Source organism: Acinetobacter sp. 1207_04 (genome assembly GCF_052850415.1).
This window is the reverse complement of the sequence record NZ_VXCQ01000001.1, coordinates 141,026-167,806: the sequence shown is the minus strand read 5'-3', so window position 1 is coordinate 167,806 and position 26,781 is coordinate 141,026. Positions and strand designations below refer to the sequence as shown.

The following is a 26,781-nucleotide window of genomic DNA, read 5'->3' as shown; positions in this document are numbered from 1 at the left end:
CCATTTATGATTCCGCACATCAGCCGTTTACTCGAACTTTGGCGCATTGCCGCGCACTATCGACTCGATACACTGGTTCCTGCGGAAGAGTTACCTGAAAAAGCGCGTCATGTCTTAGCATTAATTCGCATGCACCCTGCTGCATGGTCAAGCAAAGAGAAAAAGAACCCTCTCAAGCTGAAAGAAGCTTTAGAAGAGATGGGACCTCTCGCGATTAAAATGGGGCAATTACTCTCAACTCGTCGTGATTTGATTCCACCAGAAATGTTACAACAATTGGTTTTATTACAAGATCGTGTTAAACCTTTTGATAATGATGTTGCGAAAACGCGTATTGAACAATCTCTAAAAACCAATATTTCAACGCTATTTTCCCGTTTTGACGAACAGCCTTTAGCAGCAGCATCAATTGCACAGGTACACACGGCTGCCCTCCATGATGGTCGTGAAGTAGTTGTCAAAGTCACTCGACCTGACATTCGCAGTCAAATTTTACAAGATTTTGAAATTTTAAGATGGCTTGGTGCAAGTCTAGAAAAGCGTCTTGAAGCTGCTCGTGCTGTGCATATTTCAGAAATTATTGAGAACTATCGTCAAGTCATTTTGAATGAACTCGATTTGACTTTAGAAGCTGAAAATACACGCCGTATGCGCCATTACTTCACAGGTTCAAGTATGATGTATGTGCCTGAAGTGTATATGGATAGCAAAGATGTGATGGTGGCAGAACGCATCACAGGTGTACCAATTTCAGATACTGAAACCTTTGATAGATTGGGCATGGATCGTAAAGATCTAGCTGAAAAAGGTTTAACAATTTTCTTTACCCAAGTGTTCCGTGACAACTTTTTCCATGCTGACATGCATCCAGGAAATGTCTTTGTTGAAACATTAAATCCAAGTAGTCCTCGTTATATTGCACTCGATTGTGCAATTATGGGTGAGTTGTCTAAATCAGATCAGATGACCGTTGCTCGCATGTTACTTGCTGTAATGAACAGTGATTTCATGCAGTTGATTCAAATCGTGCATCAAGCAGGTTGGATTCCACCGGGGACTGATCAAGATGCTTTAGCGCGTGAAATGCGTCGCACTGTCGGACCAATGGTATCCAAGCCGATGCACGAATTGGACTTTGCAGGCATTTTGATTCAAGTCATGGATATTGCACGTCGCTTTCATTTAGAAATTCCACCGCAATTGATGTTATTACTCAAAACATTGGTGCACGTAGAAGGTTTGGGAACAGACTTGTATCCTGATTTGGACATTTGGAGTACAGCAAAACCGATTCTGACTGAATGGGTTAAAGCACAAATGAACCCTCAGAAAAACCTGAAAGAATTAGGACAAAAAATCCCTGATTTACTTTTAGGTGCGCAAGATTTACCAATGCTAATGATTGATAGTCTAAATGGTTTGAAAAATCAATCTGCTTGGCATTCAAAGCAACTACATGAATTGCAAATGATGCGTTTGGAAGTTGAGCATCAACAAAAACGGAGTTGGATGTTCGGCAGTATCATGGCGATTTTATTGTCTATTGCAATTATTGCGCCGTGGTATGTATCTATCGTATTAATTGTGCTGGCAAGTGTTTTAGCGATTTGGCGGATTGCGAAGTAATTAAATCACCTTAAATAATTGAACTACCTTAAAAACCACATCAAATTTGGTGTGGTTTTTCCATATTAGGGATTTTACACTCCCAATCTAAATGACGTACTTGTACAAAATTTAACTTTAGAGATGAGTAGAACTGCTATGTAAGGGAGAAGTTCTTATTTAAACTCCTCTCATCCTAACCTTCTCCCTTTGGGGGGAAGGAATTCTCAATATAAATTTGAATAGCAATTCTCAGTTTTTCCAATTTCTTAAAAATTAAGGAATACTTATTTTCAAAACCTTGAATAAAGTATCCAATGACTCAAAAGTCATCTACTGATACCTCTCGCCATTGCCCTGTCATGACTATTTTCTAAAATATAGCCATCTGTTTGAGCGAACATCACCATGACCCAAATTCTCTACCGAAAACCATCATCACTTAAAATCCAAGCTGGCTCGCTCGCCAAACAACTGATCGAAAAAGAAGGTCTTCATGCACAGCAAGTGGATATGATTCCAGGTGCAGCAGGTGGTCCCAAAGGCATCGGGCTGACAGGTTTAGACCAAGCTATTTTTGGGGAATTTCTCCCTCAAGCCAAACAAAGACGTTTTTTAATTGGTTCATCTGTTGGTGCATGGCGTTTTGCAGGAATTGTGGCGCAAGGTGAAAAACTCGGACCTGAAAAATTGGCTGAGTTGTATATCAATTTACCATTTAAAAAAGGTATGAAAATCGCCGATATCGAAAAAATTTCAAGAGACATGCTTCATGGAGTTTTAGGTGATCAACCTGATAAATTAGTCACTCATCCTGACTATCATTTAGCCATCATTGCAGCAAAAGCCGAACATTTATTTCAAAGTGATCAAAAACTTGCATTATATAGCTCTTTACTTGGAATTATTGGTAGTAATGCGATTTCTCGTGATCACTTAAATAAATTTATGCAGCGTGTGATTTGTCAGCCTACAGATTTTCCACAATTTAAAATTCGGGATGATGCTTTTAAAACTCATTATATGAATTTTAATCAGGATAATGTTGCCGATTGGCTCATGGCTTCGGGTTCAATTCCAGGTGTAACGCCTGCAGTGAAAAATATTGCCGATGCTCCTGAAGGTGCATATCGTGATGGTGGTTTGATTGACTATCACATCGACCTACCATTTGAGAGTAAAGGTATTGTTTTATATCCTCATTTCACCGACAGCATCACACCGGGTTGGTTCGATAAAATGTTTAAATCACGTAAAGCCAACCCTAAAAATCAAGCAAGAACTTTACTGATTTCGCCATCTCAAGAATATTTACAATCCTTACCTTTAGGACGGTTGCCTGATCGTAAAGATTTTGTATTAAAAGGCTTATCAGGCAGTGAACGTAAAAAATTATGGCGACAATCTGTTGCAGAAAGCCAAAGATTGGGCGATGAATTTTTAGAGTTGATAGAAAAACAGAATTTTGCGGAAGTAATGCAACGTTTATAAACTTAAAAAATTCCCTCTTTTTAAAGAGGGAATTAGGGAGATTAATAAAACGCTAACCAAGTTTTATCTTGCCTATTTCCTCTATTTTGTTAAATTTAAAACAATTAAAAAGACTAAAACCAATAATGCCAACATCTAAAATTCCAAAATTTGCCATCATTGGTGCAGGTACAGCAGGACTTTCAACTGCAATATTATTGGCTCGACAAAATATTCACGTCACCCTTTTTGAAAAAGTAAACGAACTCGAACCTGTCGGTGCAGGTCTACTGCTACAACCTTCTGGGCTTGCTGTATTTGAACATTTAGGCGTACTCGATGAAGCACTTAAACTAGGTGCAATCGTCACAGGATTAGAAGGACAACTTGCCAATGGTTTTAAAATTGTTAATAGTCACTATACTCAAGCACACCCAGATTTTTACGGTCTAGGCATTCATCGTGCAAGCTTATGTCATGTGTTAGAAAATAAATTCCATGAATATTCAGAATTGATTACATGGCAAATGAATACAGATATTCAACGACTTGAAGAATCTACCAATGAAATAAGAATCTATGGCGCTGTGGATGATCAACCTTTTGATGCTGTTTTCGATACAGTGATTATTGCAAATGGCGCACGTAGCGAGCTACGTCCTAAGGCTTGGGTGAAGATTGATAAGCCTTATCCTTGGGGTGCAAAATGGACAATTGTTCCTGAATGTTTAACACTCGAAGCAAAAATTCTGCATCAGTTTTATGATAAATCTAAAATTATGATGGGTATTCTCCCAACGGGTGCAACTCCTACAGCTCATAATCAGAGGCTTTCAAGTGTCTTTTGGAGCATGCCAACAGATCAATTAGGAAATTTTTTACAGGATAATCAATCACGTTCTGATTGGTTAAAAGTAGTATCTAAGCGTTGGAAGCCTGCTGCTGAATGGCTGGAGCAAGTCATTGCCAATCCCGAAGAAAAACAACAATGGTTTGCTGCAAATTATCGTGATGTGGTGATGTCTAAGTTTGGCGAAGGTCGCATTGGTGTGCTGGGCGATGCTGCACATGCCATGAGTCCACAACTTGGGCAAGGTGCAAATATGGCACTCCTTGATGCTTGGGCGTTGGGGCAAGCTGTAGAAATATCAAAAAATAATAATTCAATTGATCATGTGAAACTTTGGCAAACTTATCATCAACATCGTCAAAGTTCGACTGCTTTTTATCAGTTTTTAAGTCGTTTACTAACTCCACTCTATCAATCTGATTTGTGGTGGGCGGGTGCTTTTCGTGATTTAACTTTTTCGTGGATGTACCGTATTCCCTATTTCCGCAAAGAAATGGCGCTGACTGTTTCAGGTTTAAAATCTGGCATGTTGAGTCAGATGCAGTATGAGCAGATTGTGAAAAACAAACGGAACGGCGATGTTTGAAATTACTAAAGAATCTCTCGAAAATATTTTCCCACCTTTCCAATTAGGAGATAATCGCTCTCTACTAGAATGCGATTTCTACAATACTCATTATTGTTATTTTGACCAAATTGATGATGATTATTTATCGGCAATAGACATGTCCGCAGAAGGCTTACTTCTTGAATGGGGCTTCGATTGGTCAAAATTTTACTTACAAGCAGGTTTAGATGCTACTCGTTCACGCACTAGACCACTTGAAAGTATTAAGACATGGAAAGATGTAAGTTATAAATATTTATATTATTTTGGAAATAGTCGCAGTTTTTTAAATTCTGGAAGCTATAAATTCTTTTTTCCTTCTGCTGTTTATCATTTCCTGACCACAGATAAGAATAAAACCTATATGGATTCGTTCATTTTTAGATTGGAATCACAATGGGAAAAAGACAACCACGTTTTTAATGATGCTCAAAAAGAATTTATTGTTGAGTTTGTTAAAAAGCATTAGCAAGGTTATGTTTCGTGGATTCCTAACGATAAATAATTTTTAAGATTTTCCGCAAACCATTTCAAATCACGTAAACTATTATCCTCTATGCTGATTCAAAAACATCAGCACGTAGCATCTTAAAACTTAATAACTTGGTGAAATCCTATGAACAACTTGCAATGGCTCGATGAAGTAAAATTTAACGAACAAGGACTTATTCCTGCTATTGCACAACATCATCTTACAGGTCGTATTTTGATGGTGGCATGGATGAACCGTGAAGCGTTACAACTCACTGCAGATAAAATGCGTGGGGTATATTTCTCACGTTCACGTAGTAAACTTTGGTTCAAAGGTGAAGAATCTGGGCATTTTCAAACAGTTTACGAAATTCGTTTAGACTGCGATGCAGATGTGATCGTCCTACAAATTGAACAAGAAGGCGGAATAGCCTGCCATACAGGTCGTGAGTCTTGTTTCTATCGTAAGCTCACACCAAATGGCTGGGAAATTGTCGATGCTCAACTGAAAGATCCAAACGCAATCTATGGTGAAAAATCGGTAAATCCACACACATTGGCAATGAATGCATCAAATGCCCAATCCGAACAAGTCGAAGTCCTCGATTATTTAGGAAAAATGATGGCAGAGCGTAAAGCGGCTGATCCTGACTCTTCATATGTCGCGAAGCTTTACGACAAAGGTTTAAACAAAATTCTAGAAAAAATTGGTGAAGAAAGCATTGAAACCATTATTGCAGCTAAAGATTTTAAAGCCGTAGCCAATGAAGATAATAAAAATGATTTAATCTATGAAGTGGCAGACTTATGGTTCCATACCATTGTAATGCTGGGTTATTTCGACCTTGATATTCAATTGGTTCTCAATGAATTGGCACGCCGTCAAGGTTTATCAGGATTAGTTGAAAAAGCCAAGCGTGATCACTAATTATTCATTTCAATAAGCAAAGATAATGTTTAAATTCAAAAGCTCATGTACTACATGAGCTTTTTTATTATCCATGACTTATCTCAGAACCAACATTTACTCAGCTTTTCGAACATGATCTTCCCGATTGAATGTACGCTTATTCGGACTGTTCTTTGCTATACTCAATCTCTTGATTTTTATTTTTGTGTAGATTTTAGCCACTGTGTCAGACCTATTAAAGCCCACGACAGAACAAAACTTTGCCATTGAAGAAGCGCAAAAAGGTCAATCATTTAAAGTGATTGCTTATGCAGGCACGGGTAAAACGACAACATTACAATTGATCAGTGATGCTATGCAGCATCGCCGTGGCATGTATTTAGCTTTTAACAAAGCGATTGCATCTGAAGCACAAAATAAATTTCATCGTGGCGTAGACTGTCGAACGTTTCACTCACTCGCATTTCGTAGCGTGCCTCGTGGTGTGACCGATAAACTTCGCTTGCCTCGTTTAAGTCCAGGCTTTCTTGCTAAAGAATATCGTATAGAGCCAATCACACTTCGTCGTTTAATGGGTGGACGTTACGAACGTTACACACTCATGCCAAGTCGTCTTGCGAGCTTGGTTGCCAACGCCGTCAGCTATTTTTGTTCGACAAGTTCACAATACCCTGCCCCTCGACACATTCAAGCGCCAAGTTGGCTACATACCGATGATGTTGAGTCATTACAAAAACATTTATATCCTTCAGTCGAGCGCCGTTGGCTAGAGTCTATTGATCAGAATCATCAAGCTGGTATTGGACATGATATTTATCTAAAACTATGGGCACTTTCCGATCCGTATATTCCTGCCGATTATGTGCTGTTCGATGAAGCGCAAGATGCAGATCCGCTTATGCTTGGAATTTTACTGCGTCAGCGTAATACTCAAGTAATCTATGTTGGTGATGCACATCAACAAATTTATGCATGGCGTGGTGCGGTCAATGCCATGCAACAAATGCCTTTGCCTTCAACACGGCTCACGACTTCATTCCGTTTTGGTGAACCTATTGCTGATGTTGCAAATTTACTACTTGGTGCGCTGAATGAAACTGTGCCGTTAATTGGTAATCCTGACGCAAAATCAAGTGTGGTCAATAAACCACATACCAAAATGCGTGATGCCATTTTATGCCGTACCAACGCACGTGCAATGGAGCTTTTGCTTTCAGGTTTAGTTCAGGGAGATAAAGTCAGTTTACAAGCCGACCACGCACGATTAAACCGTTTTGTTGATGCAGCAAGCATGCTCAAACAAGGCAAGCGTGCAACGGATGTTCCTGAACTTGCATGGTTTAATTCTTGGCATGATGTACATGAATACTGTGAAACCAATGATGGTAGTGATATTAAACCTTTAGTAAAGCTAGTCGATGATCACGGTACTGAACCACTAAAAAAAGCCCTAGCCAAAATTACGCCCATTGAACAAGCCGACTACGTCATTTCTACAGCACATAAAGCCAAAGGTTTAGAATGGAATCGAGTACATATCGAAGATGATTATCAATTTAAAATAAATGGCTTAGAACATAAAATCAGTGATGAAGAATTACGATTATTATACGTTGCCTGTACGCGTGCTAAAGTAAGCTTAAACATTCATCATATCTACGATCTGGTTCAACAACTCAAAATCAGACCACAAATTAATAATAAAGCGTCTGCCTAAATTTTGGCAGAACAATTCAGTCGTCAAAATTTAAAGGTATACCATGAAAATTCATGCCATTCGTCTCAGACATGCCTGTCATTTTTCTGATCTGAAAGTTGAATTTAATCCTAATCAATCTGTGACCCTGATTATTGGTGAACAAGCTTCAGGAAAAACCACGCTACTTAAAAATATGTTTCATGCCTTGTCATGGTTTCCTGCACGCTTCAAAGATTTACGCAGTCCCGGCATTGTCATGCCCGATCAAGATATTATGTACAAACGTGTGCAATCTAAGATTGAGATTGAAGTTGATGTTCCTACTGAAATTGGACCACTCAGTGAAAGTGCCGATGCACGTAGTATTAATACTTTTCGTTGCCAATGGGAGCTGTATAAAACATTAAATGCAACGGGTGTTGGTATCAGTAAAGTCGAAGTTGAACAACTCGAACAACTGACTGCAAAGTATATAAAAGCGATTAAACAAGACCCTATGCAAGGTTTACCCCTTGTTGCATTTTATCCAACTGAACGCTTTGTTAATGAAATTAGTTTATTAAATAAAAACAATCCTCATGTGTTCCAATCGGCAACTGCCTATGAGGCTGTTCCATTGCCTTTTACTACATTTACTCGTTTTTTTGAATGGTTAAGAGAGATCAGTGATGTGGAAAATGCCCAAACAACGCAAGTCTTTCAACAAATTTTAGCAGATCGTAAGCAAAGTAAACTGACATCAACACCTCCTGATACTAGTCTATTGGCAGATGCACTTCTACATGCTAGCACCCAAATGCATACCCCTGCCTTAACGGCACTCCGCACCACACTACAAACCGTTATTCCCGACATTACTGATCTTTTTATTGAATACCAACCTCGTCTACAATTGATGGTGGTCTACAAAGGGCAAACCATTCAATTTGTGCAACTGTCCAATTCCTTTAAAAATTTAGTTGCTATGCTAGGTGATATTGTTCGCCGTATGTGTTTACTCAATCCACTGAGTCTTTACCCTTGCATAGAAGGTGATGGCATTTTAATGATTGATGAGTTGGATGCCCAACTTGATGATTCATATAGTTTAGGTGTATTAGAACGTTTACATCATGCATTTCCGCGTGTACAAATTATTGTAACGAGTCAACGCAATGCTTTACTTGAAACCGCAGAACAATATCAATGCTTCTTGCTTCAAGATAAAACCATCTCACAGATTCAATTTGACAATCAGCAGCAAAATTTTCAACAAATCTATGCGGATTTACTCTCAAATCATTCTACTTCCGACCAAAACATAGAAACTGAATCTACTTTAGAAAATATAGAGATCAATACATCTGAACATAATGTGACTGACTTTTTTCAGAAAATTCAAAGCATGAATCCTGAAGAAAAACTGGCTTTATTGACCTTACTGCGAGCAGATCATGATCCTACGCCACATCAGCCTTTGAATTAAATCTAAGTATTTGCATATATATCTCCATGTCAATGATGATTTAAACGAATCAAAAAATACCAAAGACTCGATATTTGCATATTTGGTCTTTTTTCAAAATCCGCGTATTTCTCACATAATGAATCTAGAACTTTAAAATTCTGATTTAAAAGATTCATTCACAGATTGAAGTGATCTGTAAAATAGCATCTAAATAGATATTTTCTGACGTATTTTTCAACATTACCTAGGTGAAACTAGCCGTACAATGTTGACATTATGCAAAATCTGACAAAATAAATTGATGTTATTCCCTACATGTAATAAGATAAAAATTCAATTTGAATTAGATTTTTCAATCCATTTTGATTTTACAATCGTTTTATCAAGTTGTGCAATACAGCTTGTTTCTTCAAATTTTTTAGATTCAGCTTCCAAAGTTTCATCGCTTTGGGGCTTTCCTTGAGTCCCTGCAGTTTTTGGAAGATAAGATTCACTGAGGTTTCGGCCCATTCACGATACTGGATACACGTGTGTTACCGATTATCATCTTACTACCATTAGTCCTAGGCACTCTACTTGTCTTATGGTTGCAACGATTTTCACGTGGCTTAACTGCATGTGGCGCAATTGCTGTCAGCCTAAGTAGCTTCTTGCTACTTCTATTACAAGCTAGACAAGTTTTTAATGGCATACCTGTTGTCCAAAGTTGGCAATGGTTACCGCAACTCGGCATCGATTTTAGCTTTCGTCTCGATGCACTCAGTCTAATCTTCGCATTACTCATCAGTGGTATTGGCACGCTGATTTATATTTATGCCTATTATTATCTCAGTCCAAAAAATTCTCTCAGTAAACTCTATGCATTGCTCATGCTGTTTATGGCGGCAATGCTTGGCATCTCATTATCCAATAACTTAATTATTTTATTGGTTTTTTGGGAGTTAACGAGTATTTCATCCTTTCTGTTGGTGGGGTATTGGAGCAATTATGAAGCGGCACAACGTGGCTCTCGTATGGCGCTCACCATCACAGGGATGGGCGGTCTTGCCATGCTCGGTGGTTTCATTCTACTTGGGCAAATCACTGGTACTTACCAAATTGATCAACTCACTGGAATGGCGGAGCAAATTCAAAATAGTTCACTATTCGTCCCTGCTTTATTGCTGATCTTATTGGGTGCATTCACAAAAAGTGCGCAGTTCCCCTTTCATTTTTGGCTACCTAATGCTATGGCAGCACCGACTCCTGTGTCTGCTTATTTACATTCAGCAACCATGGTTAAAGCGGGTATTTTCTTAGTTGCACGCCTCTTACCTATTTTTGTCGGTTCGGCATTATTTCATAATTTAGTGACTACTATTGGTTTGCTCACTTTATGCATGGCTGCATTTTTTGCTATTTTCAAAGAAGATTTAAAAGGCTTATTGGCATATTCAACCATCAGTCATTTAGGTCTGATTATGTGCCTATTGGGTATTGGTTCACCTTTAGCCGTTGCTGCTGCTATTTTTCACATCATTAATCATGCAACGTTCAAAGCCGCACTGTTTATGATTGCAGGTATTATTGATCATGAAAGTGGCACACGAGATTTACGTAAACTTAGTGGCTTATGGCAACTACTTCCATTTACCGCAACATTGACGATGATCACTGCTGCTGCAATGGCAGGCGTTCCACTCACCAACGGTTTCTTGTCTAAAGAAATGTTCTTTACTGAACTTTTGGCAAACCTTTCAGGTGGTTATGTTGTTATTGCTGCTATTGTGGCAACTTTAGCAGGACTATTTGCTGTTGCATACTCAGCTCGCTTAGTACACGGCGTATTCTTCGATGGTGACATCGGTACAGAAGTTCCCAATAAACAGGCACATGAACCTCATATTGGTATGCGTGCACCTGCCATTTTCCTTGCTACTTTATGTATTTTAGTCGGTATTCTTCCTGCTTTATTGGTTGAAAATATTGTCAATGCAGGAACACGTGCAAGCGCTCAATTACCAACATTTGAAGGTGTACACCTTGCAGTTTGGCATGGCTTCAATACCCCCTTATTGATGAGTGGTATTGCCTTAATTGGTGGTCTACTTTTTTATTTTGCACTGGCTAAAGGTGGACGTATTCGTGAAATTGATCTTGACCCTGCTTTAGGTGCATTTCAAGGTAAATTGATTTTTGAAAAGTTCCTTAAAAACCTCCTACTTATTTCTCAAAAAATAAAACAAAAAACCGAAACAGGTTCATTACAGAACTATCTTTTATTGATTATTGTTTTTAGTATTTTCATGGTGACATTACCGCTATGGGGACAAGGTTTAACCCTCGGTACACGTGAACTTTCAAGTGCCCCACTCACAGCCATTGTCTTGTGGTTACTACTCTTTACTGCATGTTGGATGATGCTGTGGTTCCATCATGAACGCATTAAAGCGGTCTTAATTAGTGGTGCAATTGGCTTAGTTGTAACCATGGTCTTTATTCTACTTTCTGCTCCCGATTTGGCACTAACTCAAATCACTGTAGATGTCGTGACCACTGTACTGTTATTGATGAGTTTATCATTACTGCCTCAACTTACGCCTTATGAATCGAGTCGTACCCGTCGTTGGCGTGATGCAATTATTTCAATTGTGGCAGGTCTAGGGATTGGTTGGATTACATGGCTAATTCTAACCCGTGATCACGATTCAATTTCGTGGTTCTTTGTACAACAAGCACTTCCTCTAGGTGGTGGTTCAAACATTGTCAACGTCATTTTAGTCGATTTCCGTGGTTTCGATACCTTTGGCGAAATTACTGTACTTGGAATCGCAGGCATTGGTGCACTGTGCATGATGGATGGTATGCGAGCACATGGTACAACGATGACTCAAGGTCTAACCTACCGCTTCAACCCATCTCCACTCATGTTTCGTATGACGGCATCTTGGGTGCTACCTATTGCACTTGTTGTTAGTCTACATATTTTCATGCGTGGACATAATTATCCAGGTGGCGGCTTTATTGCAGGGCTCATTACCTCTATGGCACTGGTGATTCAGTACATTGCTTTAGGACAAGACAAAACCGAACAATTGCTCAATGTTAAATCTGGACGTCTGTATGAAGTCTGGATCGGTCTAGGATTACTTATTGCAGGTTTAACAGGTATTGCCGCTTGGTTATGGGCACGTCCATTCCTCACCAGTGCACACATTTATGTTAAAACTGACATTTTTGGAAAATTCCATTTGGCATCTGCCGCAGGTTTCGATCTGGGTGTTTATGTCACGGTTGTCGGTGCAACCATGTTACTCATTTCTGTACTCAGTGATGCACGCAACTCAAGTATGTCCGGTCCGGTCTTTAAGGAGTAATCATGATTAGTTTAGAATTTTTACTCGCTTCCGCAATTGGTTTACTTGTGACAACAGGTGTTTATCTTGTATTGCGTGCTCGTACCTTCCCTGTAGTTTTAGGACTTGCGATGATTGGCTATGCAGTCAATTTATTTCTTTTTGCGATGGGTCGCTTACAAGAAAATGCACCTGCAATTTTAGTTGAAACTGAAAAAGTGACAGATCCTTTACCTCAAGCACTTGTGTTAACTGCAATTGTAATTGGCTTTGCAACTACTGCATTCATTGTTCAATTGGCACTGCGTAGCCGTTATGAGTCAGGTACAGATCATGTTGACTCTAAAGAGGAGCCGAATACTTTTGATCCGCGTGAGGATGAGCCTTAATGAATATGTTGATTGATTTTTGGCACACTCATACCCCTATTTTGAGTATTCTCATTCCTGCATTTACAGCCTTTGCCTTAGTTCTACTTGGCAATCCAGGTTCAGGAACTTTAGCACAAGATTGGCGACAACCTTGGCGTCGTGGAATCAGTTTAATCTCAGCAATTTTGGGACTTGCAACAGCAATCAGCTATCTAATACAAGCAAGCTCAGGGCAAATCTTTATTTACGAACTAAGTGAATGGACTGCGCCTTTCGGAATTATTCTAGTTCTAGATCAACTCTCTGCTTTAATGCTTGTACTGACCTACAGCCTTGCACTACCCATCCTTTGGTTTGCAAGTAAAGAGTGGGATGAACGTGGACGTTATTTCCATGCAATGTCCCATTTCTTATTAATGGGACTGTGTGGTGCATTCCTCACAGGTGATTTATTTAACCTCTTTGTCTTCTTTGAAGTTTTATTAATGGCATCTTATGTTTTGCTCCTTCATGGGCAAGGCAAAGCACGCTTTCAATTGGGTATTCACTACGTCACCATCAACCTACTTGCATCTGCACTATTCCTCATTGGCTTAGGCATGATCTATGGCAGTGTCGGCAGCCTCAATATGGCAGATGTTGGACGTATATTGCCAACCCTACCCAATGATCAACATCGCCTTGCTACAGCAGGTGGCTTATTGCTCTTTGTCGTATTCGGCATTAAAGCTGCAATGCTTCCTGTCGGCTTTTGGTTGCCAAAAACCTATGCGGTGGCGGCAACACCTGTGGCTGCTCTCTTTACCATTATGACCAAAGTTGGTATTTATGCCATCTTACGTGTCAATGGTACGGTATTTAATGATGAACTCGGGCAAAGTATTTTAAGTCATACCTTGTTGATTATTGGTTTAATCACTTCACTCTATGGTGTGATTGGAGCAATAGGTGTCGATCGTTTACGTCGTTTTGTCGGCTTTATGATTTTATCCTCTATTGGAACGATTCTCGTTGCATTCTCAATGATGAATGAAGCCGCATGGAGTGCAGGTCTCTATTATCTCGTACATAGCACAATCATTGCAGCATCGTTTTATTTGCTCTGTGGATGGATTACTTCACAACGTGGTGCACTCAAAGATCATCTCAAAATTGCTCCTAAAATGAAGCAAGATAAGATCATTGCTGCAAGCTTCTTCCTTATTGCTTTAATGATGGCAGGACTTCCGCCATTCAGTGGCTTCTTAGGTAAAGTCCTCATTTTGCAAGCTACTGCAAATTTCGCATATCAAGGTTGGGTTATTGGTATTGTACTCTTGGTAAGTTTACTCAGTATTCTTGCTTTTACTCGGGTTGGCTTTGTCTTATTTTGGCGAGCAACTTCACCAGAAAATAATCCAGCAGAACAAGCCTATGCCGATTATCAAAATTTGCCAAATCAAGCGCCCGTTCGTAATGATTGGACTATCTACCTACTGCTCAGTGGCTTAATTTTATATGTCGCTTGTGCAGCACCAATTTTAAAATATACTGAACAGACTGCACAGCAAATTACGAAAGCGAGCCACTATCAACAACTTATTTTGAAATCTGATGAACATCAAAAGATCATTAGTGTTCAACCTTTTGATCCAAAATATATTCCAGAAACTAAAGACGGTGGTGAAGTTGCTGATCCAAATGCTCACTATATTCCATACAGTATTTCAAAAAATACGCTGAATGGTGAACATATTTCAGAATATAAACAGCAGCAGATTCAGCAACAACAAGCCGAACAACGCAAAGATCATGATCAACCTCAACTCAAGCCGATGGAGCAGTAAATGAAACAAAAACTTTCTTTCATTGATCGCGTCCTCCCTCATCCATTTGTATCGGTACTGGTTGGTCTATCTTGGTTAATGCTTGGGCATAGCTTTGAAGCCTTTGATATTTTTATGGCAATAATGCTCGGCTTAATTATTCCTAAAATTGTACAACCATTTATTGTTCGTACACCCAATATTCACTGGAAACCTGCCATTCATTTAGTTTTTGTCGTACTTTGGGACATCATTTTGTCCAATATTCGTGTTGCAAAACAAGTGCTTGGTCCAAAAAAAAACTTACACCCAAAATGGTTCCGTGTGCCTTTAGACACCGATCATGAGCATGTTAATGCACTTCTTGCAATGATCATTACGACCACACCAGGGACAGTAAGTGCGGGTATTGATCAAGAACGTGGCGATATTTTAGTTCATGCGCTTAGTTGTGATGATATTGATGCTGAAATTGAAGCCATTAAACTACGCTATGAACTTCCATTGATTGAAATTTTTAACGTCAAGGAAGGAGAAGAACAATTATGATATTTCTACCTTATGTACTTGGTATTTGCATCAGTATGATCACGATTTCGATGCTTCTCTGCCTGATTCGACTTGTGATGGGACCTTCAATCGTGGATCGCTTGCTTGCACTCGATACCCTATTTTTAAATGCAACCTGCTTGGTGATTATTCTCGGAATTTATTGGACAAGTACCAATATGTTTGAAGGTGCTTTATTGGTAGCCATGCTTGGTTTTGTATCAACCGCAGCGTTAGCACGTTATTTCACTACTGGTCATGTCGTTGACTAATCAGGAATAAATGGAGAACTTTATGCAACTTGCTATGGAAATTATCGTTTCATTTTTTCTAATTACAGGTTCATTTTTCACCTTGGTTGGTGGCATAGGTATGGTTAAACTTCCCGATTTATTCATGCGTCTACATGCACCGACTAAAGCTAGTACATTGGGATTAGGGAGTTTTCTCATTGCAGGAATGATTTATTCGGCTTATAACAGCCGTTTCGGCTTTGCAGAATTACTCATCACCCTACTCGCTTTTATTACCGCACCTGTATCTGCAAACTTAATTGCACAAGCTGCGATTCATTTACGCTTACGTTCAACTTCAGGCGATGTACCAGAAACACTAGAACGAGCATTGCCATGGCAACGTCAAAAGACCATTAAACATTTTAAAGATGATCACCTTTAAAAATATAGCCCTAACAACACCCAAAATCATTGTTTTTATAATGAGATTCGCTTGTACTTCACCCTCAACTGAAAGTATAAGTGAATCATCCATCAGCAAATTTCTGAGAAAAAAATGTATACAGGTATTGTGCAAGGCTTAGAAAAAGTGAATGACATTCAGCAAGGCAATCACTTTACAACACTTTTTATTTCAAATAAAAATAACTTTTTCAGTGATGTTTTTATTGGTGCAAGTGTTGCAATAGAAGGTGTATGCCTCACTGCAACAGGATTTGATCAAAAACTCAATCAAGTATCATTCGATGTTGCTCAAATCTCAAATACTTTAACAACCTTACAATTTTTACAAATTGGAAATGCCGTCAATATTGAGCGTTCAATCAAAGCGGGTATGGAAAATGGCGGACATAACTTATTTGGTCATATCGAAGGAATGGCAACCATCAAAAATGCCGTACATAACGGTGAAACCTTACATCTCGATATTATTATTCCAGATGGCAATATTAAATACTTCTTCAAAAAAGGTTTTATTGGCTTACAAGGATGTAGCCTAACAGTAAATCGAGTTGACAGAGAAAGCCATGAAATTTCAGTCGATTTAATTCCTGAAACTTTACGCTTAACAACATTTAAATCTGTAAAAGCAGGTGACAAACTTAACTATGAAATTGATCAAATGACTCGAACAATGGTCGATACTCTAGAAAGTATTCATGCACGTTAACCGTAAAATTTCTGAACTTAATAAAATCACAAAGCCAATTTTAATGATTGGCTTTGTTCTTTTTTTTTTAAAACAATATCAACTATAAATGGGGGCATGGACATCCTCTTGAAAACTTTCCATGCCATACTCATCGGCAAGTTTTGTCTTCCAATATTCCACAATTTTACTGTAATCAATTTCATCAGGGTGAAAACCTTCTTTATAATAAGATAGGTACTCAGGGATTAAAGAGATCATCATTTTTGACAGCATATAAATGCCGTAAAGATTTTGAGGTACTTTAGGTACGCTCTTCTTCCAATCCTGCATAAATAAACGTGTCGCAGAATAAAAAGTTAAACTTGCAAAACCTGTCGTCACATTACGCATGACAGAACGACGGACTTTGTCATCTTTATACAGGGTTTGATAGACATCAAAAGCAACCGCACGATGCTCAATTTCTTCAATGGCATGCCAAACCCAAAGTTTGATCGCATCATCATCTAAAGTACTCAGTACCTCAGGATGACGTAAAATATAACCACCAAGAAGTGCCGTAAAATGTTCAAAAGCGGCTGTCACTGCCAATTGATACTTTGGTGGCACACTTTTAATAAGTGCATCACGGCGCCCGAGCCATGCCTGAAAACTATCTAAGTTATAGTCATCTCTGCGCCATGCATCATTAAATTCAGCATGTGCTTTGGAATGCATCGCCTCTTGACCAATAAATGCGGCAATTTGTGCTTGCAGTTTTTCATCAGTAATCTTATCACGTACATTTCGTACGCTATGTACAAAAAACTGCTCACCAATAGGGAAAGTCGATGACAATGCTGTCAACAAATGTGACATCACAGGTGAGTTTGCAAAAAAATGTCTACGAATGGCTTTGGGGTTAAAACTCGGTTTACGGACTTTAATACCAATAGCCTTAGGACGATTTAAATATGTTTTTTTTTCTTCCGCCGCTATAACTGTTGACATAAGAATAATCCTACTTTTGTCTGAATTAATCCATATTGGCAGAAAACATAAATTTGTATATTGCTAAAAAAATCATCAATTGACTAAAAATACCAATCTGGCAGAAAGGTCAAATAAGACAGAAAAATCAAAAATATAGTTATTAGTTTTTAACATTAAAAATCAACTATATATATCAAAATAAAAGACAATTATTAACATCTTATTATGTCAATCATTTACATTTATTCCTATAAAAAAACGCCTACATAAAATGTAGGCGTTGAAAATGGGTCTCTAAATTTTTAACGTGCTCAATCCATCTTATACATCCAGGTAATCTAGAATACCTTCTGCTGCTTCACGACCTTCCCAAATTGCTGTGACAACAAGGTCAGAACCACGAACCATATCACCACCCGCAAAAATTTTCGGGTTTGAGGTTTGGAATTTATACTGTTGTTTTTCAGCTGCAAGTACGCGCCCTGAACCATCTAAACCAATATTTACATCTGCAAACCAATCAGCAGGACTTGTACGGAAACCAAATGCCAATAAGACTGAATCTGCAGGTAAAATTTCTTCAGATCCAGGAATTGGCTCAGGACTACGGCGACCACGAATATCAGGTTGACTCAATTGAGTTGTCACAAACTTAACGCCTGTCACTTTGCCATTTTCACCGACAATTTCAATTGGTTGACGATTAAATTGAAATTCAACGCCTTCTTCACGTGCATTCTTCACTTCACGACGTGAACCAGGCATATTCTCTTCATCACGGCGATAAGCACATGTTACAGACTCAGCACCCTGACGGATTGAAGTACGGTTACAGTCCATTGCAGTATCACCACCGCCAAGAACGATCACCTTTTTACCTTCAACACTAATATATTCCGATGGATCTTTTTCCCAACCTTGCGTACGGTTAACATTCGCAATGAGGAAATCAAGCGCATCTACTACGCCATCAAGATCCTCACCTGCAAAACCACCTTTCATGTAGGTATATGTTCCCATACCCATGAACACAGCATCATAATCTGCAAGAAGTTGGTCAATGGTGATATCTGTACCAATTTCAACATTCAAACGGAATTCAACGCCCATACCTGTGAAAATTTCACGGCGACGTTTCATTACGTCTTTTTCCATTTTGAATTCAGGAATACCAAAAGTCAGCAAGCCACCGATTTCAGGGCGTTTATCAAATACAACAGGCTTCACACCATTACGCACAAGAATATCTGCACAACCTAAACCTGCAGGACCTGCACCAATGATCGCCACTTTTTTGTCTGTCCATTTCACATTGGACATATCTGGACGCCAACCTAAAGCAAAGGCTGTATCATTAATATATTTTTCAGCATTACCAATGGTAACGGCGCCAAAACCATCATTTAGGGTACAAGCACCTTCACATAAACGGTCTTGTGGACATACACGACCACACACTTCAGGCAAAGTATTAGTTTGATGGCACAGTTCCGCTGCTTGGAAAATACGACCTTCCGCAATCAACTTTAACCAATTTGGAATGTAGTTATGTACTGGACATTTCCATTCACAGTAAGGATTACCACAACCTAAACAACGGTGGGTCTGATTTGCCGCCACTTCTGCTGTAAAAGGCTTATAAATTTCCACAAACTCTGCTTTGCGGACATCAATATCTTTTTTTTCTGGATCTTGGCGTGCTACATCCAAAAATTGAAAGTCATTATTCAGGCGTTCAGCCATGTCTCTCTCCGTGGGTTGGATATGGATAACTTCATATACCTGTGTATATCTGCAAAGTTACCCACACCTACCTAAAATATGAGTAGTGGAATTATTGTGGATCGGCTTGAGTTGTTTTCAAAAGCGTTTGTAAATTAGCTGCTTTTGGTTTCACGAGCCAGAATTTACGACTATAGAAATCAAACTCATTGCGGATCTTATACGCCCAAGCACTACCTGTTTCTGCAATATGTTCATCTAAAATACGAAGTAAGAACTCTTGATGTTCTTCCATCGGCTCTGTTGAAATACGGTTCAATTCAATCAATTCGTGATTATAGTAATCTACGAAGTCATTATCTAAGTCAAGTACATAAGCAAAACCACCCGTCATACCTGCACCGAAGTTATGTCCAACTTTACCGAGTACAGTCACAATACCGCCTGTCATGTATTCACAACAATGGTCACCTGCACCTTCAATCACCGCAAATGCACCTGAGTTACGTACTGCGAAACGCTCGCCTGCCGTACCTGCTGCAAATAATTTACCGCCTGTTGCACCGTAAAGACAAGTATTACCAATGATTGCTGTTTCTTGTGTTTGGAATGGTGAACCTTTTGGTGGGAAAATCGACACACGACCACCCGCCATACCTTTACCTACATAGTCATTCGCATCGCCTTCAAGACTGATATGCAAACCACCAGCATTCCAAACACCTAAAGACTGTCCTGCTGTACCTTTCAGATTCATTTTTACAGGATGTGCTTCCATGCTCAAGTTACCATAACGTTTGGCAATTTCACCTGAAATACGTGCGCCAATTGAACGGTCACAGTTTACGGTTGTGAAGTGATATTCACCGCCAGTACCAGCGTCAATTGCAGGAAGCATCTCTGCAATCATTTTCTCAGCCAATACACCTTTATCAAATGGTGCATTACCTTGAACTTCGCAATATTGTGCTTTACCTTCCGCAGATGGATGTGATGTTAACAATGCACTTAAATCGAGATGTGCATGTTTTTCAGTTTCACCCGGTAACATTTCAAGTAGATCAGTACGACCAATCAAGTCTTTCAATGATGCAATACCCAATGCTGCTAACCATTCACGTGTTTCTTCTGCAATGAAGTGGAAGAAATTGATCAGCATTTCAGGTTCACCGATATAGTGTTCCTGACGTAAATGATCTTGTTGAGTCGCAACACCTGTCGCACAGTTATTTAAATGGCAAATACGCAAGTATTTACAACCTAAAGCAATCATTGGTGTCGAACCGAAACCGAAGCTTTCAGCACCCAAAATCGCAGCTTTAACCACATCCAAACCTGTTTTTAAACCGCCATCGGTTTGTACACGAACTTTGCCACGTAAATCATTCACACGAAGCGCTTGGTGCGCTTCTGCAAGACCCAATTCCCAAGGTGAACCTGCATGGTGAATTGAAGACAATGGTGAAGCAGCTGTACCACCGTCATAACCTGAAATGGTAATGAAGTCGGCATAAGCTTTCGCAACACCAGCCGCAATTGTACCTACGCCTGGCTCTGAAACTAATTTTACAGAAACCATTGCATCAGGATTGACTTGCTTCAAGTCAAAGATCAATTGTGATAAATCTTCGATTGAGTAAATGTCATGGTGTGGTGGAGGTGAAATCAAGGTCACACCTGGTACTGAATAACGTAAACGTGCAATTAAGCCATTCACTTTACCACCCGGTAACTGACCACCTTCACCCGGTTTTGCACCTTGTGCCACTTTAATCTGTAAAACTTCTGCAGATCTTAAGTAAGCAGGCGTTACACCAAAGCGACCCGATGCAATTTGTTTGATTTTCGAGTTACGAATTGTGCCGTAACGTGCTGGATCTTCACCACCCTCACCAGAGTTTGAACGACCACCAATGGTGTTCATGGCAATGGCAATGGCTTCATGTGCTTCGGGTGACAATGCACCTAATGACATACCTGCAGAGTCAAAACGTGGCAAAATTTCTGAAACCGCTTCAACTGCTTCTAAAGGAATGGAATTTTCAGTTTTTAGTTTCAATAAATCACGAATCGTAGCAATCGGACGTGTATTGACAAGCTCTGCGTATTCTTTAAAGTCCGCATAATTACCTGAACGCACAGATTTATGTAATGCATTGATCACATCAGGGTTGAATGCGTGGTATTCCTTGTCGAATACAAATTTTAGTAAACCACCTTGCTCAATTGGCTTACGTGCTTTCCACGCCAAATCTGCCAATTTTTTCAAATCGTTTTCAAGGTCTGTAAATGTCGCACCTTTAATACGGCTTGGTACGCCTGTAAAGCATTTTGCAACCACTTCATCAGACAAACCGACAGCTTCAAACAACTGACCGCCACGATACGATGCAACCGTTGAAATCCCCATTTTAGAGAGAACTTTCAATAAGCCTTTTTCAATCCCTTTACGGAAGTTCGCTTGTGCATGAATTGGATCACCCAACAACTCACCTTTAGCAATCAAATCATTGATCACGTCATACGCAAGATATGGATAAATTGCAGTTGCACCAAAACCTAAGATCACTGCAAATTGATGCGCATCTCGTGCAAGTGCAGTCTCAACGACAATATTGGCATCGGTACGCAAACCGACCTTCATTAAATGATGATGAATTGCACCTGTGACCATTGCTGAGTTTGCAGGTAAATAACCTTGACGAATTTTACGATCTGAAATGACCAACAATGTTTTGCCATCACGAATCGCTTGTGCCGCTTCTTCACAAATACGTGCAATTGCAGCTTCAAGACCTTCAGTTTCCGCATAGTTCAAATCGATATCGGAAATTTCATAACCTTTACGACCCAATGTACGAATTTGGTGCATTTTAGAGTTTGAAAGTACAGGACTTGAAACAATTAAACGATCCGCATGTTCAGGACCTTGTTCAAAAACATTTTGCTCCCGACCAAAACACGTTTCCAATGACATTACGATAGATTCACGCAATGGATCGATTGGTGGGTTTGTCACTTGGGCAAATTGTTGACGGAAATAATCACTCACATGACGTACTTGGCGAGACAATACTGCCATTGGCGTATCATCACCCATTGAACCAACAGCCTCCTGACCGCTTTCAGCGATTGGGCGAAGCAATTGATCACGCTCTTCAAAAGTTACCAAGAACATTTTTTGTGCGGCCTTAAGGTCATCACCTTTTAAGCCTTGTTCACATAAATATTCTTCTAACTCAGGGCTACCTTGGATACGCACAGAATTTTCACGTAACCATTGACGATATGGGCGCATTTTTTTCAGGTGATTGCTGACATCTTTGGTGTCGAGCATTTTTCCTGTATGGGTATCGATCACGAGAATTTGACCTGGACCTACACGCCCTTTCGAGATCACATCTTCAGGCTTATAACCCCATACACCAATTTCCGATGCAAGTGTGATGTAACCATTTTTGGTAATCACCCAACGTGCAGGACGTAAGCCATTACGGTCAAGCATACAAATGGCATGACGACCATCTTGAATCACTAAACCTGCAGGACCATCCCATGCTTCCATATGTTTAGAGTTAAACTCATAGAACGCACGTAAATCTGCATCAAGCGTTTCAACGTTCTGCCAAGCAGGTGGAATTAACATGCGTAGCGCACGGAACAAGTCCATACCGCCACCGACTAAGATTTCAAGCATATTATCCATGCTTGAAGAATCCGAGCCTGTACGGTTAACGATTGGATCTAAATCGGTAAGACCTGGTAATAATGGATTTTCAAATTTTGGTGTACGTGCAACAGCCCAATTACGGTTCGCTGTAATCGTATTAATTTCACCATTGTGCGCCAAATAACGAAATGGCTGAGCCAATGGCCAACGTGGCAATGTGTTAGTCGAGAAACGTTGATGAAATACCACAATATGTGATTCTAAACGTGGATCAGCTAAATCTGTATAGAAGTCTGCAATCGCTTCAGGCAACATCAAACCCTTATAGCTAATTACAGTTGAACATAAAGTCGTGACATAAAATGATGAATCTTGACTTAACTTTTGTTCAGCACGACGACGTGCCATAAACAATTTACGGTTAAACTCAACTTCAGTTACACCCATTGGGCAGTTAACAATAATCTGTTCAAATGCAGGCATAGACTGTAAAGCTATACGACCTAAAATATCAACATTGGTCGGAATCACACGCCATGCAATCACACGGCAACCTTCATCTTCAATTTCTTTGGTTAATACTTGTTTTGCATACGCTGCAATTGCAGGGTCAAGACTTAAAAATACACTACCGACGGCAAATACTTCACTCAGTGTAATGTCACTTAAGCGTTTTGCTTCTTCACGGAAAAATTGCTTTGGCATTGCCAAAAGTAAACCACAACCATCACCAGTTTTGCCATCTGCGGCAATACCACCACGGTGGGTCATACAACTTAAACTATGAATCGCGGTCTTGACTAAGTCATGGCTTGCATCACCCTGCATATGGGCGATTAAACCGAAACCACAGTTATCTTTAAACTCATCAGGTTGATATAAACCTTGAGCGGGAGCTACAGAATTAGGCGATGGCATGTGCATAGCGTACCCTTCTTTTCAACATGGGCCCTATCGGGCAAAAAACAAACGAATTATAACTTTGCGATTTTTATGAAACATTTCAATTTAGCTGACATCGGTCATTTTAACGTCATTATATAACCCGCTACTTATGCTTTTGTAACAAACCTTTTACGAATAGTTTTGCACTTTTTTAAAGCGATGTAGCGGATTAAAATCGCACACTAATTGGATCGTTTCGCGCCAAAACAGGGACAATTAACTCAATTAGTGCACCAATAAAGCAAAATATATGCCAATTATTATAAGAACTCACCCAAGCCCTAAAATACACTTTATTTTAATGATAACTTTAAGTGTTGCTCTATTTTAAGTCTATAAAATGCACCATTTACGTGCAATAAATATTTAAAAAAAATTAACCGCTCCATTTTAGAACTTTTTAGTTAAATGGATCACTCATTTCTTGTGAAGCTACTTTTTTCTCTACAGGTAATTGTTCTTTTGGCTTGGGTTTCGGCTGTTCAACCGCTGAATGTGACTGCTCAACCCCAATCACATTACCACTTTGATCTTTGCGTGTAATTGTCGTTTTTGTCGTTGGCACACCTGTTGTTGTCGATGAGCCACTTGTTGAACCTGATGGTAGCGTTACTGGTTTAGGTCGTACAATCAGTGTCTCATCAATAATTGGAATAGGTGCAGATTTCAACTTCACTTCATATAGTTTATTGCCACCTTGTGTTTCATCAAAACCCAAGTCATTCACTAAATCTGTATACTGCCCCAACTTAATCACTTTAGGCTTTACAGATGCAGGTAAACCCAATTGTAATTGTTGTAGTTGTGTATTGGCTTCAGCCTCAGTTTTAAATACACCGTAGTTAGCAACATATTGCTCAGCTTGATTGTCACCACTTAAACGAAAATAGAAAAGATTCTTTCTATCTGCCTGTTTACGAATAAAACCTGAAATCACATCTTCCTCATTGGCTTTAAACAATTCAATACTAAAATTTTTCTTATTGTCTTGAATAAATTTCGTGCCACGAAATTCAACGGTATGATCACCAGATACAACCACACGTGTCGTCATTTCTAGCGGACGGACTTCATCTTGCAAACTTCCCAAATGAATGCTCGCTGCCACTTTTTCAGGCTGAATTTGCACTTGAGTATCTTCAATTGGACGATCCATCTCAACCAACTGATCTGTATCTGTGACAACCCAAAAAATAAAGGCAGTCAATAGACAAGCTAAACCACTGATCAGCCAAATATATTGCCGAATACTTTCCCAGTGAATACGCTTTGTTGCCATGTGAATGCCTTAATTTGTTCAGTGTTGATTTGCAAGAATCGCTTGCTTCATCTGCTCTACATCAAACTCACGCGTAATAATTGCCCGCCCCAATTGCTTCATTAAAACTAAGCGCAATTGACCATCAAGCACTTTTTTATCGTGTGCCATATATGCAAGGAATTCATCTAGCGGAATCTGCGGACATGCTACAGGTAAATGTGCACGTTGAATGATATTTTTTGTACGCTCCAAATCAGCTTGACTGATCCAGCCCATACGATGTGACAAATCTGCTGCCATTACCATACCAGTTGCAACAGCTTCGCCATGCAACCATACGCCATAGCCCAAATAAGATTCAATCGCATGACCAAAGGTATGACCTAGATTGAGTAAAGCACGTTCACCTTGTTCTTTTTCGTCATTTGCAACAATGCGAGCTTTATGAGCACATGAACGATAAACTGCTTCAGCAAGTAAATCTGCATCACGCCCAACCAAAGCATCCATATGCACTTCAAGCCAAGCGAGAAATTCAATATCACCTAATAATGCATATTTAATCACTTCTGCCAGACCTGCAGAAAGCTCACGATCAGGCAAAGTGCTTAACTGTGCCATATCAGCAAGAACCACTTGAGGTTGTTGAAAAGCACCAATCATGTTTTTACCCAAAGGATGATTAATTCCTGTTTTCCCACCAACACTGGAATCGACCTGAGAAAGCAAAGTCGTTGGCACCTGAATAAAATATACGCCACGCTGAAAACATGCCGATGCAAAGCCCGACATATCACCAATCACACCACCACCTAAAGCCAATACGGTACAATCACGGTTAAAACCCGCTTCAAGCAAAGCATCAAAAATTAAATTAAGATGCTCAATATCTTTGAATTTTTCACCATCAGGTAAAATACAAGTTTTAACTGTTTTACCTAATTGCTCAATAGCAGATACATAATGTGATAAATATAATGGCTCAACTGTCGTATTACTCACAATCATCACTTGTTTACCAAAAATATATGGCCCAAGGAGCTGTTGTGGGTCTAAATGACTACCAATAAAAATAGGATAACGGCGTTCGCCAAGTTCAACATATAACGTTTGCATGATGTAAGCCACTAAAGAGTATCAGTCAATTCTTTGGAAATAATCAGTTGGAGAATACTTTGCGCTAAATCACGCGCTGCTCCCTGATTAGTTTCAATAATATAATGCGCAACTTCTCGATAAAATGGATCTCTAAGCTGTAATAAGTCTTTTAATTTTTGCTCAGGATTTTCGACTTGCAATAATGGTCTATTCTTATCACGATAAGTGCGCTGTAATTGAAGCTCTACAGGCGTATAAAGATAAATAACAATTCCGCGTTGATGCAGATATTCGCGGTTTTCAGGCTGCGTTACAGCACCACCACCCGTTGCAACAACCAAATTATTTTTCGATGTCAGCTCATCAATGACTGCTGTTTCCCTGAACCTAAAACCAGGTTCACCCTCTTTTTCAAATATCCACGGGATGGTCGCCCCAGTTTTACGCTCAATTTCATGATCACTGTCTAGAAAATCACGATCAAGTAAATCTGCCAAATGACGACCAACGGTAGTTTTCCCGGCTCCCATGGGCCCTACCAAATAAATATTCGGTAGGGTGTTAAACTCTTTGCTTGGCAAGGAGTCACCTATTGAATTGCTTTC

The 26,781-nt window shown here is 39.5% G+C and carries 21 protein-coding genes; 14 read left to right on the top strand and 7 right to left on the bottom strand.

Annotated features, from left to right (window positions below):
* Positions 1–6: 6 nt before the first annotated feature.
* The 7 genes from FW754_RS00720 (at position 7) to FW754_RS00690 (ending at position 9,077) form a co-directional block, all read left to right on the top strand.
* Positions 7–1,626, top strand: a complete 1,620-nt coding sequence (locus tag FW754_RS00720; protein ID WP_446323589.1) for an ABC1 kinase family protein — start codon at positions 7–9, stop codon at positions 1,624–1,626.
* Positions 1,627–2,013: 387 nt separating this feature from the next.
* The gene (locus FW754_RS00715; RefSeq protein WP_446323588.1) at positions 2,014–3,096 is read left to right on the top strand and encodes a patatin-like phospholipase family protein; all 1,083 of its coding nucleotides are present in this window, start codon (positions 2,014–2,016) and stop codon (positions 3,094–3,096) included.
* Positions 3,097–3,221: 125 nt separating this feature from the next.
* Positions 3,222–4,511, top strand: a complete 1,290-nt coding sequence (locus tag FW754_RS00710; RefSeq protein WP_446323587.1) for an FAD-dependent oxidoreductase — start codon at positions 3,222–3,224, stop codon at positions 4,509–4,511.
* The gene (locus FW754_RS00705; protein WP_446323586.1) at positions 4,504–5,001 is read left to right on the top strand and encodes a hypothetical protein; all 498 of its coding nucleotides are present in this window, start codon (positions 4,504–4,506) and stop codon (positions 4,999–5,001) included. Before FW754_RS00710 ends, FW754_RS00705 begins: the two co-directional genes overlap by 8 nt.
* A 147-nt stretch (positions 5,002–5,148) precedes the next feature.
* Entirely contained in the window at positions 5,149–5,931 is a 783-nt protein-coding gene (hisIE, locus tag FW754_RS00700) for a bifunctional phosphoribosyl-AMP cyclohydrolase/phosphoribosyl-ATP diphosphatase HisIE (RefSeq protein ID WP_446323585.1), read from the top strand.
* Between the two features lie 205 nt (positions 5,932–6,136).
* Complete coding sequence (locus tag FW754_RS00695; RefSeq protein ID WP_446323584.1) at positions 6,137–7,630, top strand: UvrD-helicase domain-containing protein; 1,494 nt, start codon at positions 6,137–6,139, stop codon at positions 7,628–7,630.
* Between the two features lie 43 nt (positions 7,631–7,673).
* Positions 7,674–9,077 carry an AAA family ATPase gene (locus tag FW754_RS00690; RefSeq protein WP_446323583.1) on the top strand — a complete coding sequence of 468 codons (1,404 nt, stop codon included), beginning with the start codon at positions 7,674–7,676 and terminating at the stop codon, positions 9,075–9,077.
* Positions 9,078–9,392: 315 nt separating this feature from the next.
* Here the strand turns inward: FW754_RS00690 and FW754_RS00685 are convergent, their stop codons facing one another.
* Positions 9,393–9,569 carry a hypothetical protein gene (locus tag FW754_RS00685; protein WP_409509900.1) on the bottom strand — a complete coding sequence of 59 codons (177 nt, stop codon included), beginning with the start codon at positions 9,567–9,569 and terminating at the stop codon, positions 9,393–9,395.
* 8 nt (positions 9,570–9,577) lie between these two features.
* Between FW754_RS00685 and FW754_RS00680 the strand changes: the two genes are divergently transcribed.
* The 7 genes from FW754_RS00680 (at position 9,578) to FW754_RS00650 (ending at position 16,526) form a co-directional block, all read left to right on the top strand.
* Positions 9,578–12,415, top strand: a complete 2,838-nt coding sequence (locus tag FW754_RS00680) for a monovalent cation/H+ antiporter subunit A (protein ID WP_409510010.1) — start codon at positions 9,578–9,580, stop codon at positions 12,413–12,415.
* Between the two features lie 2 nt (positions 12,416–12,417).
* Complete coding sequence (locus FW754_RS00675; protein WP_409509899.1) at positions 12,418–12,783, top strand: Na+/H+ antiporter subunit C; 366 nt, start codon at positions 12,418–12,420, stop codon at positions 12,781–12,783.
* Positions 12,783–14,591, top strand: a complete 1,809-nt coding sequence (locus FW754_RS00670; protein WP_446323582.1) for a monovalent cation/H+ antiporter subunit D — start codon at positions 12,783–12,785, stop codon at positions 14,589–14,591. The genes FW754_RS00675 and FW754_RS00670 overlap by 1 nt, the downstream gene beginning before the upstream one ends.
* Complete coding sequence (locus FW754_RS00665) at positions 14,592–15,119, top strand: Na+/H+ antiporter subunit E (protein WP_446323581.1); 528 nt, start codon at positions 14,592–14,594, stop codon at positions 15,117–15,119. It begins immediately after the preceding gene.
* Complete coding sequence (locus FW754_RS00660; protein WP_409509896.1) at positions 15,116–15,391, top strand: monovalent cation/H+ antiporter subunit F; 276 nt, start codon at positions 15,116–15,118, stop codon at positions 15,389–15,391. Before FW754_RS00665 ends, FW754_RS00660 begins: the two co-directional genes overlap by 4 nt.
* 22 nt (positions 15,392–15,413) lie before the next feature.
* A complete protein-coding gene (locus FW754_RS00655) occupies positions 15,414–15,797 on the top strand; it encodes a Na+/H+ antiporter subunit G (protein WP_409509895.1) in 384 nt (127 codons plus the stop codon).
* A 114-nt stretch (positions 15,798–15,911) separates the two neighbouring features.
* A complete protein-coding gene (locus tag FW754_RS00650; RefSeq protein ID WP_409509894.1) occupies positions 15,912–16,526 on the top strand; it encodes a riboflavin synthase subunit alpha in 615 nt (204 codons plus the stop codon).
* A 78-nt stretch (positions 16,527–16,604) separates the two neighbouring features.
* Here FW754_RS00650 and FW754_RS00645 read toward each other — a convergent pair whose 3' ends face one another.
* The 6 genes from FW754_RS00645 to aroK all read right to left on the bottom strand — a co-directional run bounded on the left by FW754_RS00645 (position 16,605) and on the right by aroK (position 26,757).
* The gene (locus tag FW754_RS00645; RefSeq protein WP_446323580.1) at positions 16,605–17,498 is read right to left on the bottom strand and encodes a metal-dependent hydrolase; all 894 of its coding nucleotides are present in this window, start codon (positions 17,496–17,498) and stop codon (positions 16,605–16,607) included.
* A gap of 303 nt (positions 17,499–17,801) precedes the next feature.
* Positions 17,802–19,223 (bottom strand): FAD-dependent oxidoreductase, encoded by a 1,422-nt coding sequence (locus FW754_RS00640; protein ID WP_409509892.1) that lies wholly within the window; start codon positions 19,221–19,223, stop codon positions 17,802–17,804.
* Between the two features lie 91 nt (positions 19,224–19,314).
* Complete coding sequence (gene gltB, locus FW754_RS00635) at positions 19,315–23,790, bottom strand: glutamate synthase large subunit (RefSeq protein WP_446323579.1); 4,476 nt, start codon at positions 23,788–23,790, stop codon at positions 19,315–19,317.
* A 427-nt stretch (positions 23,791–24,217) separates the two neighbouring features.
* Complete coding sequence (locus tag FW754_RS00630; protein ID WP_419345806.1) at positions 24,218–25,096, bottom strand: hypothetical protein; 879 nt, start codon at positions 25,094–25,096, stop codon at positions 24,218–24,220.
* A gap of 18 nt (positions 25,097–25,114) precedes the next feature.
* On the bottom strand, positions 25,115–26,194 hold the full coding sequence (gene aroB / locus FW754_RS00625; RefSeq protein WP_419345805.1) for a 3-dehydroquinate synthase: 1,080 nt from the start codon (positions 26,192–26,194) through the stop codon (positions 25,115–25,117).
* Positions 26,195–26,205: 11 nt separating this feature from the next.
* Positions 26,206–26,757 (bottom strand): shikimate kinase AroK, encoded by a 552-nt coding sequence (aroK, locus tag FW754_RS00620; RefSeq protein WP_409509888.1) that lies wholly within the window; start codon positions 26,755–26,757, stop codon positions 26,206–26,208.
* Positions 26,758–26,781 lie beyond the last annotated feature (24 nt).

Bases quoted from the DNA above. Each gene is read 5' to 3' on its own strand.
- gltB (WP_446323579.1), bottom strand. From the start codon at position 23,790: ATGCCATCGCCTAATTCTGTAGCTCCCGCTCAAGGTTTATATCAACCT.
- FW754_RS00685 (WP_409509900.1), bottom strand. From the start codon at position 9,569: ATGGGCCGAAACCTCAGTGAATCTTATCTTCCAAAAACTGCAGGGACT.
- FW754_RS00675 (WP_409509899.1), top strand. From the start codon at position 12,418: ATGATTAGTTTAGAATTTTTACTCGCTTCCGCAATTGGTTTACTTGTG.
- FW754_RS00720 (WP_446323589.1), top strand. From the start codon at position 7: ATGATTCCGCACATCAGCCGTTTACTCGAACTTTGGCGCATTGCCGCG.
- FW754_RS00640 (WP_409509892.1), bottom strand. From the start codon at position 19,223: ATGGCTGAACGCCTGAATAATGACTTTCAATTTTTGGATGTAGCACGC.
- FW754_RS00670 (WP_446323582.1), top strand. From the start codon at position 12,783: ATGAATATGTTGATTGATTTTTGGCACACTCATACCCCTATTTTGAGT.
- FW754_RS00660 (WP_409509896.1), top strand. From the start codon at position 15,116: ATGATATTTCTACCTTATGTACTTGGTATTTGCATCAGTATGATCACG.
- hisIE (WP_446323585.1), top strand. From the start codon at position 5,149: ATGAACAACTTGCAATGGCTCGATGAAGTAAAATTTAACGAACAAGGA.
- FW754_RS00715 (WP_446323588.1), top strand. From the start codon at position 2,014: ATGACCCAAATTCTCTACCGAAAACCATCATCACTTAAAATCCAAGCT.
- FW754_RS00645 (WP_446323580.1), bottom strand. From the start codon at position 17,498: ATGTCAACAGTTATAGCGGCGGAAGAAAAAAAAACATATTTAAATCGT.
- FW754_RS00690 (WP_446323583.1), top strand. From the start codon at position 7,674: ATGAAAATTCATGCCATTCGTCTCAGACATGCCTGTCATTTTTCTGAT.
- FW754_RS00710 (WP_446323587.1), top strand. From the start codon at position 3,222: ATGCCAACATCTAAAATTCCAAAATTTGCCATCATTGGTGCAGGTACA.
- FW754_RS00630 (WP_419345806.1), bottom strand. From the start codon at position 25,096: ATGGCAACAAAGCGTATTCACTGGGAAAGTATTCGGCAATATATTTGG.
- FW754_RS00655 (WP_409509895.1), top strand. From the start codon at position 15,414: ATGCAACTTGCTATGGAAATTATCGTTTCATTTTTTCTAATTACAGGT.
- aroB (WP_419345805.1), bottom strand. From the start codon at position 26,194: ATGCAAACGTTATATGTTGAACTTGGCGAACGCCGTTATCCTATTTTT.
- FW754_RS00665 (WP_446323581.1), top strand. From the start codon at position 14,592: ATGAAACAAAAACTTTCTTTCATTGATCGCGTCCTCCCTCATCCATTT.
- FW754_RS00650 (WP_409509894.1), top strand. From the start codon at position 15,912: ATGTATACAGGTATTGTGCAAGGCTTAGAAAAAGTGAATGACATTCAG.
- FW754_RS00705 (WP_446323586.1), top strand. From the start codon at position 4,504: ATGTTTGAAATTACTAAAGAATCTCTCGAAAATATTTTCCCACCTTTC.